15 protein-coding genes and 1 pseudogene are annotated in these 14959 nt (G+C 67.8%); 8 read left to right on the top strand and 8 right to left on the bottom strand.

Going from position 1 to position 14959, the window contains the following annotated elements; all coding sequences use genetic code 11:
• Nucleotides 1–268: M20/M25/M40 family metallo-hydrolase (locus tag VFG33_RS15975; RefSeq protein WP_325053649.1), on the top strand; the 268-nt coding region annotated here is incomplete at its 5' end.
• A gap of 4 nt (nt 269–272) precedes the next feature.
• On the opposite strand, the gene VFG33_RS15970 is transcribed toward VFG33_RS15975, so the two are convergent.
• Genes VFG33_RS15970 through VFG33_RS15935 form a run of 8 tightly spaced genes read right to left on the bottom strand, consistent with a single transcriptional unit; the run spans nt 273 to nt 8226 of the window.
• On the bottom strand, nt 273–1034 hold the full coding sequence (locus VFG33_RS15970; RefSeq protein WP_325053648.1) for an SDR family oxidoreductase: 762 nt from the start codon (nt 1032–1034) through the stop codon (nt 273–275).
• Nucleotides 1031–1819, bottom strand: a complete 789-nt coding sequence (locus VFG33_RS15965; RefSeq protein WP_325053647.1) for an SDR family oxidoreductase — start codon at nt 1817–1819, stop codon at nt 1031–1033. Before VFG33_RS15965 ends, VFG33_RS15970 begins: the two co-directional genes overlap by 4 nt.
• Entirely contained in the window at nt 1816–2565 is a 750-nt protein-coding gene (locus tag VFG33_RS15960; RefSeq protein WP_325053646.1) for an amidohydrolase family protein, read from the bottom strand. The genes VFG33_RS15965 and VFG33_RS15960 overlap by 4 nt, the downstream gene beginning before the upstream one ends.
• Entirely contained in the window at nt 2562–3302 is a 741-nt protein-coding gene (locus VFG33_RS15955; protein ID WP_325053645.1) for an amidohydrolase family protein, read from the bottom strand. The genes VFG33_RS15960 and VFG33_RS15955 overlap by 4 nt, the downstream gene beginning before the upstream one ends.
• Nucleotides 3303–3353: 51 nt before the next feature.
• A complete protein-coding gene (locus VFG33_RS15950; protein ID WP_325053644.1) occupies nt 3354–4592 on the bottom strand; it encodes a metal-dependent hydrolase family protein in 1239 nt (412 codons plus the stop codon).
• Complete coding sequence (locus VFG33_RS15945) at nt 4589–5278, bottom strand: cysteine hydrolase family protein (protein WP_325053643.1); 690 nt, start codon at nt 5276–5278, stop codon at nt 4589–4591. Before VFG33_RS15945 ends, VFG33_RS15950 begins: the two co-directional genes overlap by 4 nt.
• Nucleotides 5275–6942, bottom strand: a complete 1668-nt coding sequence (locus VFG33_RS15940; protein WP_325053642.1) for an ABC transporter substrate-binding protein — start codon at nt 6940–6942, stop codon at nt 5275–5277. The genes VFG33_RS15945 and VFG33_RS15940 overlap by 4 nt, the downstream gene beginning before the upstream one ends.
• A 57-nt stretch (nt 6943–6999) precedes the next feature.
• A complete protein-coding gene (locus tag VFG33_RS15935) occupies nt 7000–8226 on the bottom strand; it encodes a M20 metallopeptidase family protein (RefSeq protein WP_325053641.1) in 1227 nt (408 codons plus the stop codon).
• A gap of 96 nt (nt 8227–8322) precedes the next feature.
• Here VFG33_RS15935 and VFG33_RS41270 point away from each other — a divergent pair.
• The 7 genes and pseudogenes from VFG33_RS41270 to VFG33_RS15905 all read left to right on the top strand — a co-directional run.
• Nucleotides 8323–8448 (top strand): annotated as a pseudogene (locus VFG33_RS41270) (AsnC family transcriptional regulator); the annotation flags it as partial.
• 36 nt (nt 8449–8484) lie between these two features.
• Nucleotides 8485–9387, top strand: a complete 903-nt coding sequence (locus VFG33_RS15930) for an Lrp/AsnC ligand binding domain-containing protein (RefSeq protein WP_325053640.1) — start codon at nt 8485–8487, stop codon at nt 9385–9387.
• A gap of 130 nt (nt 9388–9517) precedes the next feature.
• Complete coding sequence (locus tag VFG33_RS15925) at nt 9518–10450, top strand: ABC transporter permease (RefSeq protein WP_325053639.1); 933 nt, start codon at nt 9518–9520, stop codon at nt 10448–10450.
• Nucleotides 10447–11373 carry an ABC transporter permease gene (locus VFG33_RS15920; RefSeq protein WP_325053638.1) on the top strand — a complete coding sequence of 309 codons (927 nt, stop codon included), beginning with the start codon at nt 10447–10449 and terminating at the stop codon, nt 11371–11373. The genes VFG33_RS15925 and VFG33_RS15920 overlap by 4 nt, the downstream gene beginning before the upstream one ends.
• Nucleotides 11370–13457, top strand: a complete 2088-nt coding sequence (locus tag VFG33_RS15915) for a dipeptide ABC transporter ATP-binding protein (RefSeq protein WP_325053637.1) — start codon at nt 11370–11372, stop codon at nt 13455–13457. The genes VFG33_RS15920 and VFG33_RS15915 overlap by 4 nt, the downstream gene beginning before the upstream one ends.
• A gap of 29 nt (nt 13458–13486) precedes the next feature.
• Nucleotides 13487–14194: a DsbA family oxidoreductase gene (locus tag VFG33_RS15910; RefSeq protein WP_325053636.1), complete on the top strand. Its 708-nt coding sequence runs from the start codon at nt 13487–13489 to the stop codon at nt 14192–14194.
• A gap of 67 nt (nt 14195–14261) precedes the next feature.
• On the top strand, nt 14262–14852 hold the full coding sequence (locus VFG33_RS15905; RefSeq protein ID WP_325053635.1) for a DoxX family protein: 591 nt from the start codon (nt 14262–14264) through the stop codon (nt 14850–14852).
• Nucleotides 14853–14959: the final 107 nt, after the last annotated feature.

Here is a 14959-nt window from a genome sequence, read left to right as displayed (position 1 = left end):
CGGAATCCGTGGCCGCGTTGAGGGCGTCGTCGAGCAGGGGATCGCCCTCGACGCGGCCACGGATTCCGGGGCCCCAGCAGTACCGGAGGTGAAGGGCGGCCCCTACGGCTCGGACCTCAGGCAGTACGCCGCAGCCGGCATCCCCACCCTCCAATACGGCCCCGGCGACGTCCGCTACGCCCACGCCACCGACGAACACGTCGCCCTGGCCGAGGTACTCCACTGCGCCCGCGCCTACGCCCTCCTAGCAGTACGCCGTTGCACCTAAAAGCCTAAGTGGGCCAGGCCGCCGTCAGCCCGCCGTCGACCGTCAACGCCTGCCCGGTCACATAGCGCGCCGCATCCGAGAGCAGAAAGAGAACAGCATCGGCGACATCACTCGGCTGACCAACGCGCCCGAGCGGAATCGTCGGAGCCGAACGCTCGAGCCCAGCCGGACCACCGGAGTTCACCGGGTCAAGAGACTGCGGTGACTCGATCACCCCCGGCAGTACTGCGTTGATCCGCAAACCGCGCGGACCCAGCTCAAGCGACGCACTCCGAACGAACCCGATCAACCCAGCCTTGGCCGACGTATACGGCGTGTGCCCGGCCCACCCAACCGCTCCCCCAGCGATGCTCGACACCACGACCACCGATCCGTCAGCCGACAACGCCGGAACCGCAGCCCTGACGGTCCGCATCACCCCGGTCAGATCGATATCGAGAATGCGATGCCAGTCCTCGTCGCGCAGTACGTCGAGAGGCGCCAACTTCAGCACACCCGCATTCGCGACCACCGCATCCAGCCGACCGAACTCAGCGACCACCGTCTGCACGGCCGCAGACATCTCGTCTGTACTCCGAACGTCGGCCTGCACCACTATCGCCTTGCAGCCGGCGGCAAGGATCTCCTCCACCACCGGCTCGACGTCATACGGATCGCCGTCGAACGTGCCGACGGCGACCGCATAGCCGGCACCCGCAGCAGCAAGCGCCGTCGCCCGGCCGATGCCACTGGCCGCGCCGGTGACAAGCAGAACCCGCTCACTCACAGCATCACGTGTCCGCTGTTCGGGCCGAGCGTCTGCCCGGTGTAAAGGTTCCCTCCAGGTTCGCTGGCGAGCAGTACCGCGGTAGGCGCGACCTCATACGCCTCGCCACTCCGCTTCAACGGCAGCTCCGCCATCAGAGACTGCGTCCACTCGTCGGATAGCGTCCCGCCGAGCGGGGTGTTGATCGGTCCGGGCGCGATGCAGTTCGCCGTGATCCCGGTGCCACCGACCTCACGCGCCAGGGAACGCGTGAAGCCGATGACACCTGCCTTGGCGGCGGCGTAGTGCGCCAGGCCGGCCCCGCCGCGCTGACCGACCTGCGACGCGATGTTGATGATGCGGCCGAAGCCGGCCTCGAGCATCGGCGGCAATGCCGCCCGCGAGCACAGGAACACGCTGCGGAGGTTGACCGAGATCATTTCGTCGAACATCGCCGTAGACATGTCCAGCACGTGCGACTCGGTCAGGATGCCCGCGTTGTTCACCACGACATCGACTGCGCCCAAGGCCTCGCGCGCCTCGGCGAACATCCGCTCCACCTCGGCCTCGCTGGACACATCTGCCTGTACGACCACCACGTCCTTGGCGAACGCGGCGCACCGATCCCGGACAGCGTCCAACGCGGCTCCGCCCGTGCGATCGGCGAGACACAGTCGCGCCCCGGCTTCGGCGTACGCCAGAGCGATGGCCGCCCCGATACCGCTCGCCGCTCCAGTAACGAGAGCGGTCAGGCCGTCCAGTGATGCGATCGGTACGCCGGTGGTTCTGGCTGGTGCCGGGGTCACTTGCTCACCTCTCCGAAGATGCGGGCAGTGTTGCCGCCCAGGATCAGCTCAGTCTCCGCCTCGCTGAAATGGGCCAGATCCACCCGCAGCCGCTCGTACTGCATGGTGAACAGCGGTGCCGCGCTCGCGAACAGCAACCGCTCTGGACCGAACTTCGCCACCACACCCTCCAGGAAGTCCTCGCGATACATAGCCGTCGTGTGCACGTGAACGTTGTCGTTGCCCAACGCGAGCTCGGCGTCGAACCCCGACAGCCCGGAGATGTTGAACTGACCGCCGTTGGTCAGCACGAAGGTGTTGTCCGGCGTCCACTGCGCCGCCGCACCCAGCTGCAACGGTTCGGCAAAGAGGTGGTAGCCGGCGGCAACCATCACCGGCGTCCCCAGCTCCGCCGCGGCCTCGACGACCGGCCGCACGAGCATGTCATTGATGCGGAACCGCTCCTCCGACGGATGCAGGAAGACACCCCGCGCCCCCTCCCGTACTGCGCGCCGAACCTCGGCGACGGCCGCCTCGCCCTCCCACGGATCAACCCGGCACAGCGGCATCAGCCGACCACCGGACTTCTCCGCAGCTTGCGCCACCCCATCGTTCGCGGCCGCGAAGTCACCGCGATGTGGATGCATCGGCACCGCGACGGCCATTTCGGTGCCGACGGCATCCATTCCCGTGAACGCGGCAGCGGCATCGAGCTCATACCCGAAATGAGAAGACCCCAGGAAGACCAGCCCATCGATGATCGTCATGCGGCCAGCCTCAGCAGTGTCTCGGCGTTGCCGCCCAGGACCAATCCGGCCGCTTCGTCACCGAGCGAGGAGATGATCACCTTCTGCTTCTCGAGCGCGGGCGAACTCACCGGACCGTCGCTGCCGAACACGACCCGCTCGGCGCCGATCCGCTCGACCGCAGTACGGATCTTGTCCGGGTAGGGCATCGCGGAGGTCTCCAGGATGATGTTCGGGAACCGTTCGGCGACGTCGAGCGCTTCGTCGACGTGGAAGTAGCCGCCCATGTGCCCGAGGATGATGATCGCGTCCGGGCACGCGGCCGCGGCCTGCGCGATCGACAGCGGAGTACTCAACGGCTCGTCGCCGCAGTGGAACAGCGTGGGCACGCCGAGCTCGCCGGCGAGGCGGATGAGGTCGATGGTCGGCGCCCCACCAGGGTGCTGCAACGTCGACACCGGGTGCAGCTTGAGCCCCTTGAACCCCAGCTCGGTGATCGCCTGCTTGAGCAGTTGCCGGGAGGCTTCCAGGTGCGCCGGGTTCAGCCGGATGAATCCGTAGAGCCGATCGCGGTAGCGCTCGCACGCCTCGGCGATCAGCTCGAGACCCTGCGGGTTCAGGCCCGGCAGGTCCGTCAGCGTCATCACCGCGGACCGCTCGACGCCGGCCTCGTCCATCGCCCGGATGCAGTCCGCCGCGGACATCTGCCAGCCGAGCGCCGTGCTTTCCTCGATGTGCATATGCATGTCGAAGATCATCTGCAGTCCTCCCTCATCGGTCCCGTCCAAGCCTTTGTACTGCGTAATCCGTCAGGCCGGGGGCTCCACCAGCACCGACGCAGTCTCGGTCAACGTGTCCTCGACCCAACCGAGATCGACCGGTCTGCCTCCGAGCACGACGCCGGCCGGTCGGCGCAGGACCTCGAGACCCTCTCTCGGATCCCGCTCGCAGACCACCAGGTCGGCGCGGGCCCCGACGGCGACCACGCCGACCCGGACGTCGTCGCCGACCCGTCGTACCAGGGTTCCGGCTGTGACCGTGGCCGCGCGTAAGGCCTCGGTCGTAGTCATGCCGCGCTCGACGTACATGATCAGCTCGTCGAGGAGTCCGCCGATCGGGTTGAACGCGGTGCCCGCATCCGTGCCTGCCGCGATCCTCACCCCTGCGGCGATCGCGGCAGCAGTACTGGCCCGGTAGATCTCCCGTGCCTTCAAACTCTTCTCAACGGTGGCCTTGGGGATACCGATGCCGTCAGCAATGGGGTTCAGCGCAGTGACGGTCGGAACCAGCGTCACCCCAGCGTTGAGCATCAGTTTGTAGGTCTCGTCAGTCGCGAAGGCAGCATGCTCGATCGTGTCGACGCCTGCCTCGATCGCGTTCGCGATGCCCTGGGGCGCATGGGCGTGCGCGGCAACCAGAACGCCCGCCTTGTGGGCCTCCTCGATCCCGGCCGCGAGCTCTGAAACCCCGAGCTGCGGAAGCCCGGGATTCCCTGGCGACGAGATCCCACCCGTCGCCATCAGCTTCACCACTCCGGCGCCCGCCGCCAACTGCTCCCGCACGGCCAGCCTCACGGCATCAGGTCCGTCAGCGATCCGCCCGTAGTCCGCGCAGTGCCCGCCCGTCATCGTGATCGGCCTCCCCGCAGCGAGGACCCGCGGCCCGAGCAATTCGCCAGAGTCGACCTGCAACGCGTAGTCCAGGGTCATCCGGTCCACCGAACCGAGATCGCGCACCGAGGTGATGCCCGCCCGCAACGCCAGCAAACCGTTGTGGAAGCACGTCATCGACCGAACGAACGGCGCGCGGTCCCAGTGCAGGAACGGCGCCGGATGCGCGGCGAGGTCGAAGTGGACATGGCAGTCGATCAGCCCGGGCAGAACGAAAGCACCGTTCAACTCCCGCTCGGGACTACCGTCCACCGGCACCTGCTCGGCCGTCACCTCGATGATGACGCCGTCGCGCACCACCAGCGAGCCGAACGGCTCCGCTCGCAGTTCCTCACCCAGCAGGGCGATCCCGTTCCGCAGGATCAGGTCGTACGTCATGCACTCACCTTTCTCTTGCCGGCAGCAACTTTCCAGCCGCCGACGACCTCAGCTGAAGTGGCGATGTCGAAGCGATGGCGCATCAGCAGCATGGACGCGTCGTGCTGGGTCCGGTCGTCGCTGGCGACACAGTCCTCGACGATCACCACGTAGTAGTCGTTGAACAGGGCGTCCCGGGCAGTCGACTCGACGCAGCCTTCCGTCGTACAGCCGCTGATGACGACAGTCTCGATGCCGTTGCTGCGCAAGAGCAGATCGAGGTTGGTGCCCCAGAACCCGCTCGACCGCCACTTGGGCACCACGAGCTCGCCCTCGCGCGGAGCGAGCTCGGGAACGAACTCCCGACCGGCCGTGCCCTGCTCGGTGTACCGCAGCGGCCCACCCGACCCCTGCCGCTGCAGCCGCTGGTTGAACCGCAACTGCGCAGGCGACTCGCTCATCCCACCGGGCAGCGTGGTCATCTGCACATGGACGATCAGCAGTCCCTCCGCCCGGGCCGCCTCCAACAGTGAGGCGATCCGGGCCCGCGCCGGCGGATACATCGACAGATCGACCCCGAGCTGGTCGAACGCGAACCCCGGCTCGACGAAGTCCCGCTGCATGTCGATGATCACCAACGCGGCCCGCGACGGGTCCACGAGTTCGTCCAGCTCGTTCAGTACCTGCTTGCCGGCAATCTCGATCACTGGAACTGCGCGGAGTGGTAGTAGGAGTAGCCGGTCGGGCCGAAGTGCACGTCCGCGAGGTTGGCGGCCCCGGAGTACACGCCGCTGACATTCCACAGCGGCAGGAAGATCGCGTCCTCCACCAGCGTGGTGGTGATCTTCTCGTACGCCGCGGTGCGGGCCGTCGCATCGACGATCGCATTCGCCTTGGGGATCGCGGCGTCGATCTCCGGGTTGCTGTAGTGCGCCCAGTTGAAGCCGGCCTTGATCTGGCCGCTCGTCACCAGGTTGTTCAGCAGGTACGGATCGAGGTCGTAGTAGAAGATCGCGGACAGGTTCTGCACGCCCTGGTTGTAGGACGCGGCCGCCGTGGTGAACGGCTGGGACTTGGTGGTCGAGGTGAAACCGACCTCCTTGAGCGCGTTGACGACGTACTGCGTGGGCAGATCGAACCCGTTCGCGCTCTGGATCAGGATGTCCAGGGAGAGCTTCTGGCCACCCTTGCTCCGGACGCCGTCCGGTCCGGCGACCCAGCCGGCCTCGTCCAGCAGGCTCTTCGACTTGGCCGGGTCGTAGGCGTACATCGTGTCGTTGGCCTTGACGTAACCCGGCGTGGTGGGGGTGAGCACGTTGTAGGCCGGCGTGTAGGCGCCTCGCAGTACGGACTCGTTGAGCTTCTTCTGGTCGACCGCGTGGAGGATCGCCTGCCGAACCTTGAGGTCGTTGGTCGGGCCCTTCTCCACGTTGATCGGGTAGCCGTAGGGCTGCCCGGTCGACGGCATGTCGTAGTGCTTGAACTGCGCGGTCTTCTTGATCGTCGCGATCGTGTCGGGATCCAGGTTCATCGCCATCTGGACCTGACCACCGCGCAGCGCGTTGTAGCGGGCGTTGGTGTCCAGCAGGATCTTGAAGGTCAGCTTCTCCAGCTTGGGCGGCCCGGCCGGACCGAAGGCCTCGGGACCCCACTTGTAGTCGGGATTCTTCTCCAGACCGACGCGGTCCTGGGTCACGTAGTCGACGAACTTGAACGGCCCGGTCCCGACCGGATGCGACCCGAGCTCGGTCCCGTACTTCTTCAGCGCCGCGGGCGACTGGATCCCGTAGATGATGGCGGTCATCTCGTGCTCGAAGGCCGCGTTGGGCGCGCTGAAGACCACCTGCGCCGTGTACTGGTCGACGATCACGGTCTCCTTGTACGGACCGAGCGAACCCTTGGCCGAGCGGGACTTGGTCGCCGGGTCGACGATGTGGTCGAAGGTCGCCTTGACCGCCGTCGCGTCGAACTTCGTGCCGTCGTGGAAGGTGACGTCGTCGCGCAACTTGAAGGTGTAGGTCATGGCGTCCTTGGACACCTCGTAGCTCTTGGCCAGGCCCGGGTGGAACACGTTCTTGCCCGAGGCGTCCGGCAGCAACCAGAACAGTGGGTCGTAGATGTGCGAGATCATCATCGACGACATGGCGAGCCCCGTCCCCGCGGGGTCGAGGGAGTCCGGCTCCTGGAAGATCCCGACCGTCAGAGTGGTCGTCTTGCTGCCCGAACCCGAGCCCGAGCCGGACGCGTTGTCCGAACAGGCCGCGAGAACCGCCGGACTGCTGAGCGCGAACAGCCCGGCCGCGCCGACCTTCAGCATGCTTCGGCGGCTGTAGCGGGCTAGGGCCGGTGGATAAGTCGGTTCGCCGGTCACGGTGGACTCCTTCTGGTCTGGTTCGTTGTCGCGCTCCCCAAGGCGCTGGATTCCTGACTAACTGGCAGCCGCCCCGGCGGCCGAACGTTCGAGGGACCTGATCGCCAACTCGGCATGGAGGACCGCGCCGCGCGTCATCACGCGATCGTCGAACCGGGCCAGCGGACTGTGGTTGCTCGGCGCGTTCGCCAGGTCGTCGGTCACCGCGGCGCCGAGCATCATGTAGCTGCCGGGGACGGCCTGCAGCACTCGGGAGAAGTCCTCCGAGCCCGGTTCCGGGAACTCCATCGGCACGAACTGGTCCGGCCCGAACACCTCGCTGACGACGTCCGCGACGAAGTCCGCGTGGACCGGGTCGTTGACGGTCGCCGGGTACTCCCGCACGTACTCCACGTCGACCTCGAGCCCATGGGCCATCGCCACGCCCTCGCACACGGCGGTGGCCAGCGGGCCGATCTTCTCGCCGGTGGCGGTGGAGAAGGTCCGGATGGTGGCTGCGAAGTCCGCGGTGTCCGGGATGACGTTGCTCGCGATCCCGCCGGCGACGGCGCCGACCGTGACGACGACCGGGTCGAAGATGTCGAACCGCCGGGTCACCATCGTCTGCAGCGTGGTGATCATCTCGGCGGCCGCCGCGATCGGGTCCCGGCCGAAGTGCGGCGACGAGCCGTGGCCGCCCCGGCCCCGGACCGTCACCTTGAGCTTGCTGCTCGAGGACATCATCGTGTTGCCGCGGGTGGTGAAGACCCCGTTCGGCGTCTTCCCCGACCGCACGTGCATACCGTAGGCCGCACTCACCAGAGGTCCGGCCGCCGTCAGCACGCCTTCCTTGATCATGGCGCCGGCGCCGTCGTAGCCCTCCTCGCCGGGCTGGAACATGAAGACGATGTCGCCGGCCAGCGCGTCGCGCTGCTCGGCCAGCAGCCGCGCGGCGCCGACGAGCATCGCCATGTGCAGGTCGTGACCGCACGCGTGCATGGCCCCGTCGATCTCGCTGCTGAACGGCTCACCGCTGCGCTCCTGAACCGGCAGGGCGTCCATGTCGGCCCGCAGCAGGACGGCAGTGCCGGTACTGCGTCCGCCGCGGAGCACCCCGGTGATCGAGGTGACACTCTGGCCGAGCGTGAGCTCGAGCCCCAGGTCGCTGAGTGCCTCCAGCAGCGTCTCCTGGGTCCGGGGCAACTGCAGCCCGATCTCCGGAGCGCGGTGCAGCCGATGCCGGAGATCTGTCATCTCCGGCGCCAGCTCCGCGACGTCCGAACCCAGTGTGCCGCTGGTCGTCATGCAATTTCTCCTTGCTCGATGCAGTTGCCCACAAGCTAAGATCACGTCTGTTACGTTGTCATTTCGTGTTTGATTTCATTCAAGACCGCCCCTTGACTGAAGGAATCCACCATTCTCACCAACGAGGACCGGGAGCTCATCGGAGCCCTCCAAGCCGGCCCGCGGGCGCCGTGGACCGACATCGGCGAAGCGCTCGGGGTCAGCGGCGTCACGGCCGCCCGCCGCTGGGAGCGCATCAGCGCGGACGGGGTTGCCTGGGTGACGGCGGCGCCCGGCATGAGCCGGCGTACCGAGCAGTGCGTCGCCTACGTCGAGGTCGACTGCCAGCCGGGCAAACGCAAGGAAGTCGCCGCCGAGCTGGCCACGCACGAGCTCGTCGTCACGGTCGAGATCACCACCGGTACCGCGGACATCATGCTGACCATCGCCGCGGCGAACCTGATGACGCTGTCGCACTACCTGCTGGACCATCTGGGCGGCATGGAGAGTGTGCTGCGGACCAGGGCGCGCATCGCCACCAAGATCTACACCGAGGGATCCAAGTGGCGTCTCCTCGACCTTCCCGAGGACACGCTCAAGACGCTCGAGAGGTTGCGCCCGGAGCCTGAGCCGGACCGACACGACGAGGTCGTCTCGATGACCCAGGACGTGCAGCGGGTGGCGGGACTGCTGACAGTCAACGGACGAGCGTCGTACGCCGAACTGGCGGCCGAGACGGGGCTCAGCCCGACCACGGTGCGACGGCATGTCAGCAAGCTCCTCGGCAGCGGGATGCTGGTGCCCCGTACGGACGTGGCCGCGGAGCTCTCGGGGTCACCGGTGCAGGTGTACCTCTGGGCCGACGCACCGGTCGAGGGGCTGCCCGCGACGGCACGGACGATCTCGCAGCTCCGCCAGGTTCGCCTTTGCACGACCGTCTCCTCCGCGCCGAGCATGTTGCTCTGCGCCTGGCTGCACACCGTCGAGGAGGTGCACCGGCTCGAGCTGGCGATCGCGAACCGGCTTCCCCAGGTCCGGATCGTCGACCGGCTCGTCGTGCTCCGCACGGTGAAACGCATGGGCCGGCTGCTGGACACCCACGGCCGCGCCATCGGGGTGGTCCCGATCAACATCTGGGACGACACGCTGGACCACCAGGCCCGGCCCAGCCCGGGGCCCTGAAACCCCGGGCACCCCCGTGAAGAGATCCGCCAAACCGGCGTCGTGTCGACCGGTCGTGACTCATCCGAAAGCCGCCGCCCCCGCCCAGCTGGAAATCTGGACGTGACAATGGAGGGATACAAAATCCACCATGTCCTTCGTACTCCGCCGTCTGCTCGCCTCGATCCCCGTGATCATCGGCGTCACGATCGTCGCGTTCCTGCTGATCCACCTGGTGCCGGGCGATCCGGCCCAGGCGATGCTGTTCGGCTCGAACGCCAGCCCGGAGCAGATCGATGAGCTCCGCAACCAGCTCGGTCTGACCCAGCCGCTGTGGCAGCAGTACTTCGACTTCTTCGGCCAACTGCTGCACGGAGATCTCGGCACCTCCTACGTCACGCACAACTCCGTGGCCTACGAGCTCGTCTCCCGCACCCCGAGCACGCTCGCCCTGACCGGTACAGCGATGCTGGTGGCCGTCGTGATCGGCGTACCGCTCGGCCTGGTGGCTGGGCTCCGGCCGAACTCGGTGGTGGACAACATCGCGCGCTTCGTGTCGTTCATCGGGGTCGCGATCCCGTACTTCTTCCTGGCCCTGCTGCTGGTGCTGGTGTTCGCCTTCCACCTGAACTGGCTGCCTGCGATCGACAACGGCACCTCGAGCGGGTTGATCCTGCCGGCCATCTCCCTCGGCTGGGGGTACGCGGCGATCCTCACCCGGCTGATCCGCGGCCGGGTGATCGACGAGTACCGCAGCGACTACGTGCGGTCGGCGCGCGGCCGGGGCTGCTCGGAGCTCCGGGTGCTGCTGGCCCACGTCTTCCGCAACTCCTCGATCCCCGCGGTGACGATGATCGGCCTGCAGTTCGGCAACATCCTGACCGGCGCCGCGGTCACCGAGGTGATCTTCGGCCGGGCCGGCGTGGGCAGCTTCCTGGCCACCTCGATCACCTCCAAGAACATCCCCGTCGTGCAAGGAGCGATCGTGCTGATCGGTCTCAGCTACATCCTGATCAATCTGGTGGTCGACCTCGTCGTGGGTGCCATCGATCCGCGGACCCAACTAGCCACGGCTTCGGCATGAGTACCCTCGCCATCGCGCGGGCGGCCCGCGCCGCACGCCGCAGTACTCGCAGCCGGTACGGCCGGACCGTCACCTCGGTCCTGATGGTGATCATCCTGCTCGTGTTCCTGCTCCTGCTGGTGCATCCAGGACTGTTCGCCCACACCAGCCCGTTGGACAACAGCGACGACTCGCTGGCGGCACCGGGAGGCTCTCACCTCTTCGGCACCGACCAACTCGGACGCGACATCTACAGCCGGGTGATCTACGGCGCCCGGCCGGTGCTCGCAGCGAGCCTCGGCGGCGTCCTGCTGGCGATGCTCGCCGGGGTCGCCATCGGCCTGATCGGTGGCACCGCACCGCGACTGATCCGCGGCGTGGTGATGCGGATCGTCGACGTCCTGCTCGCGCTGCCCGTGCTGCTGATCGCGCTGATCCTGATCGCCACCATCGGCGCCGGCGTGAAGAGCATCATCCTGGCGCTGGGCGTCGCGTACACGCCTGGATTCGCGCGGGTCGTGGAGGCCTCAGTCCGCAAACTACGGTCGATCGAGTACGTCCAGGCCGCCAAGATGTTCGGCTCCAGCGGCCTGCGGACCGCTGTACGGCATCTGCTGCCCAACCTCGTCACCGAGGTCGTGGTGATGGTCAGCAGCGCCGTCGGCTGGGCCGTCCTGACCGCCACCACGCTGAGCTTCCTGGGGCTCGGCGTCCAACTGCCCAACCCGGACTGGGGCAGCGACCTGGCCGCCGGCGCCACCAGCCTGTCCACGGCCTGGTGGCTGTCCACCTTCCCGGGGATCGCGATCACGGTGACGATCCTGGTCGCCAACTTCGCCGGCGACTGGGTGATGACCTTGATCGATCCGAGCGGCCGCCGCGCGTGGACGAGATTCCGGGCGCTCGGCGGACTCCGGACCAGCCTTCCCGAGGAGAAAGCATGACCGCCACGTCCTCCGCCGCCGCCACGCCGACTACGCAGTACGGCGAGACCGTGCTCAGCATCCGCGACCTGCAGGTCGAGATCCGTACGCCGAACGGCGTGGTCCGACCAGTCGACGGCGTGACGTTCTCCGTACGAGCCGGCGAGACCGTCGGCATCGTGGGCGAATCCGGGTCGGGCAAGACGATGACCGGGATGTCGGTACTCCAGCTGCTGCCGGCCGGCGGTTCGATCGTCGGTGGCTCTATCGAGTTCGACGGCCACGAGCTGACCACGATGAGCCTGTCGGCCCTGCGCCGGTTGCGCGGCAACGACATCGCCGCCGTCTTCCAGGACCCGATGACGTCGCTGAACCCGACCCGGACGATCGGCAGCCAGCTGCGCGAGGCGTACCGCATCCATCGGCCCGGGACCTCGATCGCCGAAGCGAACCGGCGCGCCGAAGAGGTGCTCTCGCTGGTCCGGATGCCGCGGCCGAAAGAGCGCCTGAAGGACTATCCGCACCAGCTGTCGGGCGGGATGCGGCAGCGAGCCATGATCGCCATCGCGCTGCTCTGCGAACCGCGGCTGCTGATCGCGGACGAGCCCACCACCGCCCTGGACGTCTCCATCCAGGCACAGATCCTCGAGTTGCTCGACGACTTGAAGGCCCGGTTGGGGATGGGCATCATCCTGGTCACCCACGACCTGGGCGTGATCGCCGGCCATGCCGACAAAGTCGCCGTCATGTACGGCGGCCGCATCGTCGAGGAGGCGCCTACCGCCGAACTTTTCGCATCTCCACGGCATCGCTACACGCAGGCGCTGTTCGAGTCGATGCCGACCATGGAACTCGATTCGGGCCGCGCACTCGCATCGATTCCGGGCCTGCCCCCGCAGCTGATCGACCTGCCGCCGATGTGCCGGTTCGCGCCGCGCTGCCGGTTCGCGAGTGAGGACTGCCGGACGGAGAACCCCGAGGCGGTGGAGGTGGCGCCAGGTCACACGCACTCCTGCTTCCACCCCAAGCCGACGGACATCGCTGACGCCGAGGACGAGCACCTGTACACCGTGCTCGCCGCGGAAGACCTCCCCACCCGCGGCGGCACCGGCCGGACGCTGGTGACACTCGACGCGATCGAGAAGCAGTACCGGATCAAGAACCCATCAGCGTTCAAGCCCCGCCGGATCCTGCACGCCGTCTCGCAGGTCAGCCTCGACGTGATCGAGGGCGAGACGCTCGGCATCGTCGGTGAGTCCGGCTCGGGCAAGACCACGGTCGGCCGGATGCTCGTCGGGCTGGAAACCCCGACCAGCGGCGCGGTCAGGTTCGACGGCCGCGACATCAGCCGCCTCAGCCGGGCCGGCCAGCAGTCCCGCAGCGGCAACCTGCAGCTGATGTTCCAGGATTCGGCAGCCGCGCTCGACCCACGGATGAACGTCGCCGACCTGATCACCGAGCCACTCGCGGCCCAGCACCTCGGCAGCCGGAGCGAGCGGCGGGCCAAGGTGATGGAGCTGATCGACGCCGTCGGCCTTCCCCGGACCGCGGCCCAGCGACGCGCCTACGAGTTCTCCGGAGGCCAGCGCCAGCGGATCGCGATGGCCCGTGCCCTCGTACTGCGTCCCAAAGTCGTGGTCGCCGATGAACCGGTCTCCGCCCTCGACGTCTCGATCCAGGCACAGATCCTCAATCTGATGCGGTCGCTGCAGGCGAAGTACTCGCTCACTTACGTGGTGATCTCGCACGACCTGTCCCTGCTCAGGTATCTGTCCGACCGCATCGGCGTCATGTACCTGGGGAAGCTGGTCGAGCTCGGGCCGAGCGCCGGCGTCTACGCGGCACCCCGGCATCCCTACACCGCTGGGCTGATCGCCTCGGTCCCCATCCCCGATCCGGGCTTGCGCGAACACAAGCAGAAGGCCGGCCTGACTGGAGAGATCGCCTCCGCGATCGACCCGCCGAGCGGCTGCCGCTTCCGCACCCGCTGCCCTCTGGCCACCGACCTCTGCGCCACCGAAGAGCCAGCCCTCGTACTACGAGACGGCCCCCACGCAGTCGCCTGCCATTACCCCCTAACCACCGACGGAGCCGCCCGGGAATAGGTCTCCATCGAGCGCCGTTGGCCATCAGCATGCGTATTGATATCTGGTCGGACGTCGTCTGCCCGTGGTGCTACATCGGCAAGCGGCGGCTGGAGCAGGCCCTGACCGAGTCCGGCGAGCAGGCCGAGATCGTCTGGCACAGCTTCCAGCTGGACCCGTCGGCGACCAATGACGACCCGCGAGACCTGGCGACGCGGCTTGGCGAGAAGTACGGCGGCGGCCGGGAGTTCGGGCTCGAAGCAAACGAGCGCGTCGCCACCGTCGGCGCGGAGGTGGGTCTGGTCTTCAACTTCGACGTGGCCAAGTCCGCCAACACCGTGGACGCCCACCGCCTCCTCCACCTCGCTCGTGAGCTCGACGGTGACCTGCAGGGCCGACTCAAGGAGCGCCTGCTGAAGGCGTACTTCACGGACGGCCTCCCGGTCGGCGACCACCCGACGCTGACGAAACTGGCGGTCGAGGCCGGCTTGCCCGAGGACCGGGTCACCGAGGTGCTCGCGGGCTCGGAGTACGAGCCTGAGGTGGCGGCAGATCAGGCCCAGGCGCTCGCGTACGGCGCGAACGGGGTGCCGTTCTTCGTCATCGACGAGAAGTACGGCGTCAGCGGGGCCCAGCCGGTCGAGGTGTTCCAGGAGGCGGTCCGGCGCGCGAACGCCGACCGCAAACCGGTCACCCTGATCACCGCTCCGGGCGGCTCGGACGCAGAGGCCTGTGGGCCTGACGGCTGCCCGATCTAATCTGGGTACTGGAGACACGGGACACCTGGTGTCCCCAACACACTGTCGGACGGGGTAAGAAGGACTCATGACTGTCGTGCGTGCACTGGCCAGGCCGTTGCTGTCGACCATTTTCATCGTGCAGGGCGCGAAGGCGCTCCGGGACCCGGAGCCCCACGTGGCGAAGGCGAAGCCGGTGGCGGACCGCCTCGTCCCACTGGTCAAGAAGGTGACACCGGCCCAGGTCGGCGACCGGATCCCCGACAGCACGGCGAACCTGGTCCGGCTGAACGGCGCCGCCCAGGTGCTGGGCGGAGTCTCGCTGGCCAGTGGCAAGGGCCGTCGCCTCGGCGCCGTAGTACTGGCGGCCTCGCTGGTGCCGACGACGCTGGCCGGGCACTCGTTCTGGCAGGAGTCCGACAAGGCTGCCCGGGCCGCCCAGAAGGTGCAGTTCATGAAGAACCTCGGCCTGATGGGTGGGCTGCTGCTCGCCGCGGTCGACACGGAGGGCAAGCCGGGCGTCGCCTGGCGGGCGACCCACGGCGCCAAGGCAGCCAAGCGCGAGACGAAGCGCGGCGCCAAGCTGGCCAAGCGGGAGACCAAGCAGTTCGCGAAGACGGCCAAGCGCGAGGCCAGGCTGGCCGCCCGGCTCGCCAAGGCGGAGCTCCCCTTCGGCTGAACCTCCCGGCCAGCCGACCGCCAGTGTCCCGTGAGCGATGTAGCTTGAACGATGCTGGCGTTCAGGTGCGTGCATCGGGGCGTTTGAGAAGCGTCCTCGATGCGGAG

Source organism: Kribbella sp., from assembly GCF_035687465.1.
In the GTDB taxonomy this organism is placed as follows: domain Bacteria; phylum Actinomycetota; class Actinomycetes; order Propionibacteriales; family Kribbellaceae; genus Kribbella.
Note: the sequence above shows the minus strand (reverse complement) of the source record. Positions and strands in the feature narration are given on the sequence as shown.

Excerpts from the sequence above, each read along its gene's own strand:
- VFG33_RS15960 (WP_325053646.1), bottom strand. The coding sequence starts at position 2,565 with ATGACGATCATCGATGGGCTGGTCTTCCTGGGGTCTTCTCATTTCGGG.
- VFG33_RS15955 (WP_325053645.1), bottom strand. The coding sequence starts at position 3,302 with ATGATCTTCGACATGCATATGCACATCGAGGAAAGCACGGCGCTCGGC.
- VFG33_RS15950 (WP_325053644.1), bottom strand. The coding sequence starts at position 4,592 with ATGACGTACGACCTGATCCTGCGGAACGGGATCGCCCTGCTGGGTGAG.
- VFG33_RS15935 (WP_325053641.1), bottom strand. The coding sequence starts at position 8,226 with ATGACGACCAGCGGCACACTGGGTTCGGACGTCGCGGAGCTGGCGCCG.
- VFG33_RS15925 (WP_325053639.1), top strand. The coding sequence starts at position 9,518 with ATGTCCTTCGTACTCCGCCGTCTGCTCGCCTCGATCCCCGTGATCATC.
- VFG33_RS15920 (WP_325053638.1), top strand. The coding sequence starts at position 10,447 with ATGAGTACCCTCGCCATCGCGCGGGCGGCCCGCGCCGCACGCCGCAGT.
- VFG33_RS15915 (WP_325053637.1), top strand. The coding sequence starts at position 11,370 with ATGACCGCCACGTCCTCCGCCGCCGCCACGCCGACTACGCAGTACGGC.
- VFG33_RS15910 (WP_325053636.1), top strand. The coding sequence starts at position 13,487 with ATGCGTATTGATATCTGGTCGGACGTCGTCTGCCCGTGGTGCTACATC.
- VFG33_RS15905 (WP_325053635.1), top strand. The coding sequence starts at position 14,262 with ATGACTGTCGTGCGTGCACTGGCCAGGCCGTTGCTGTCGACCATTTTC.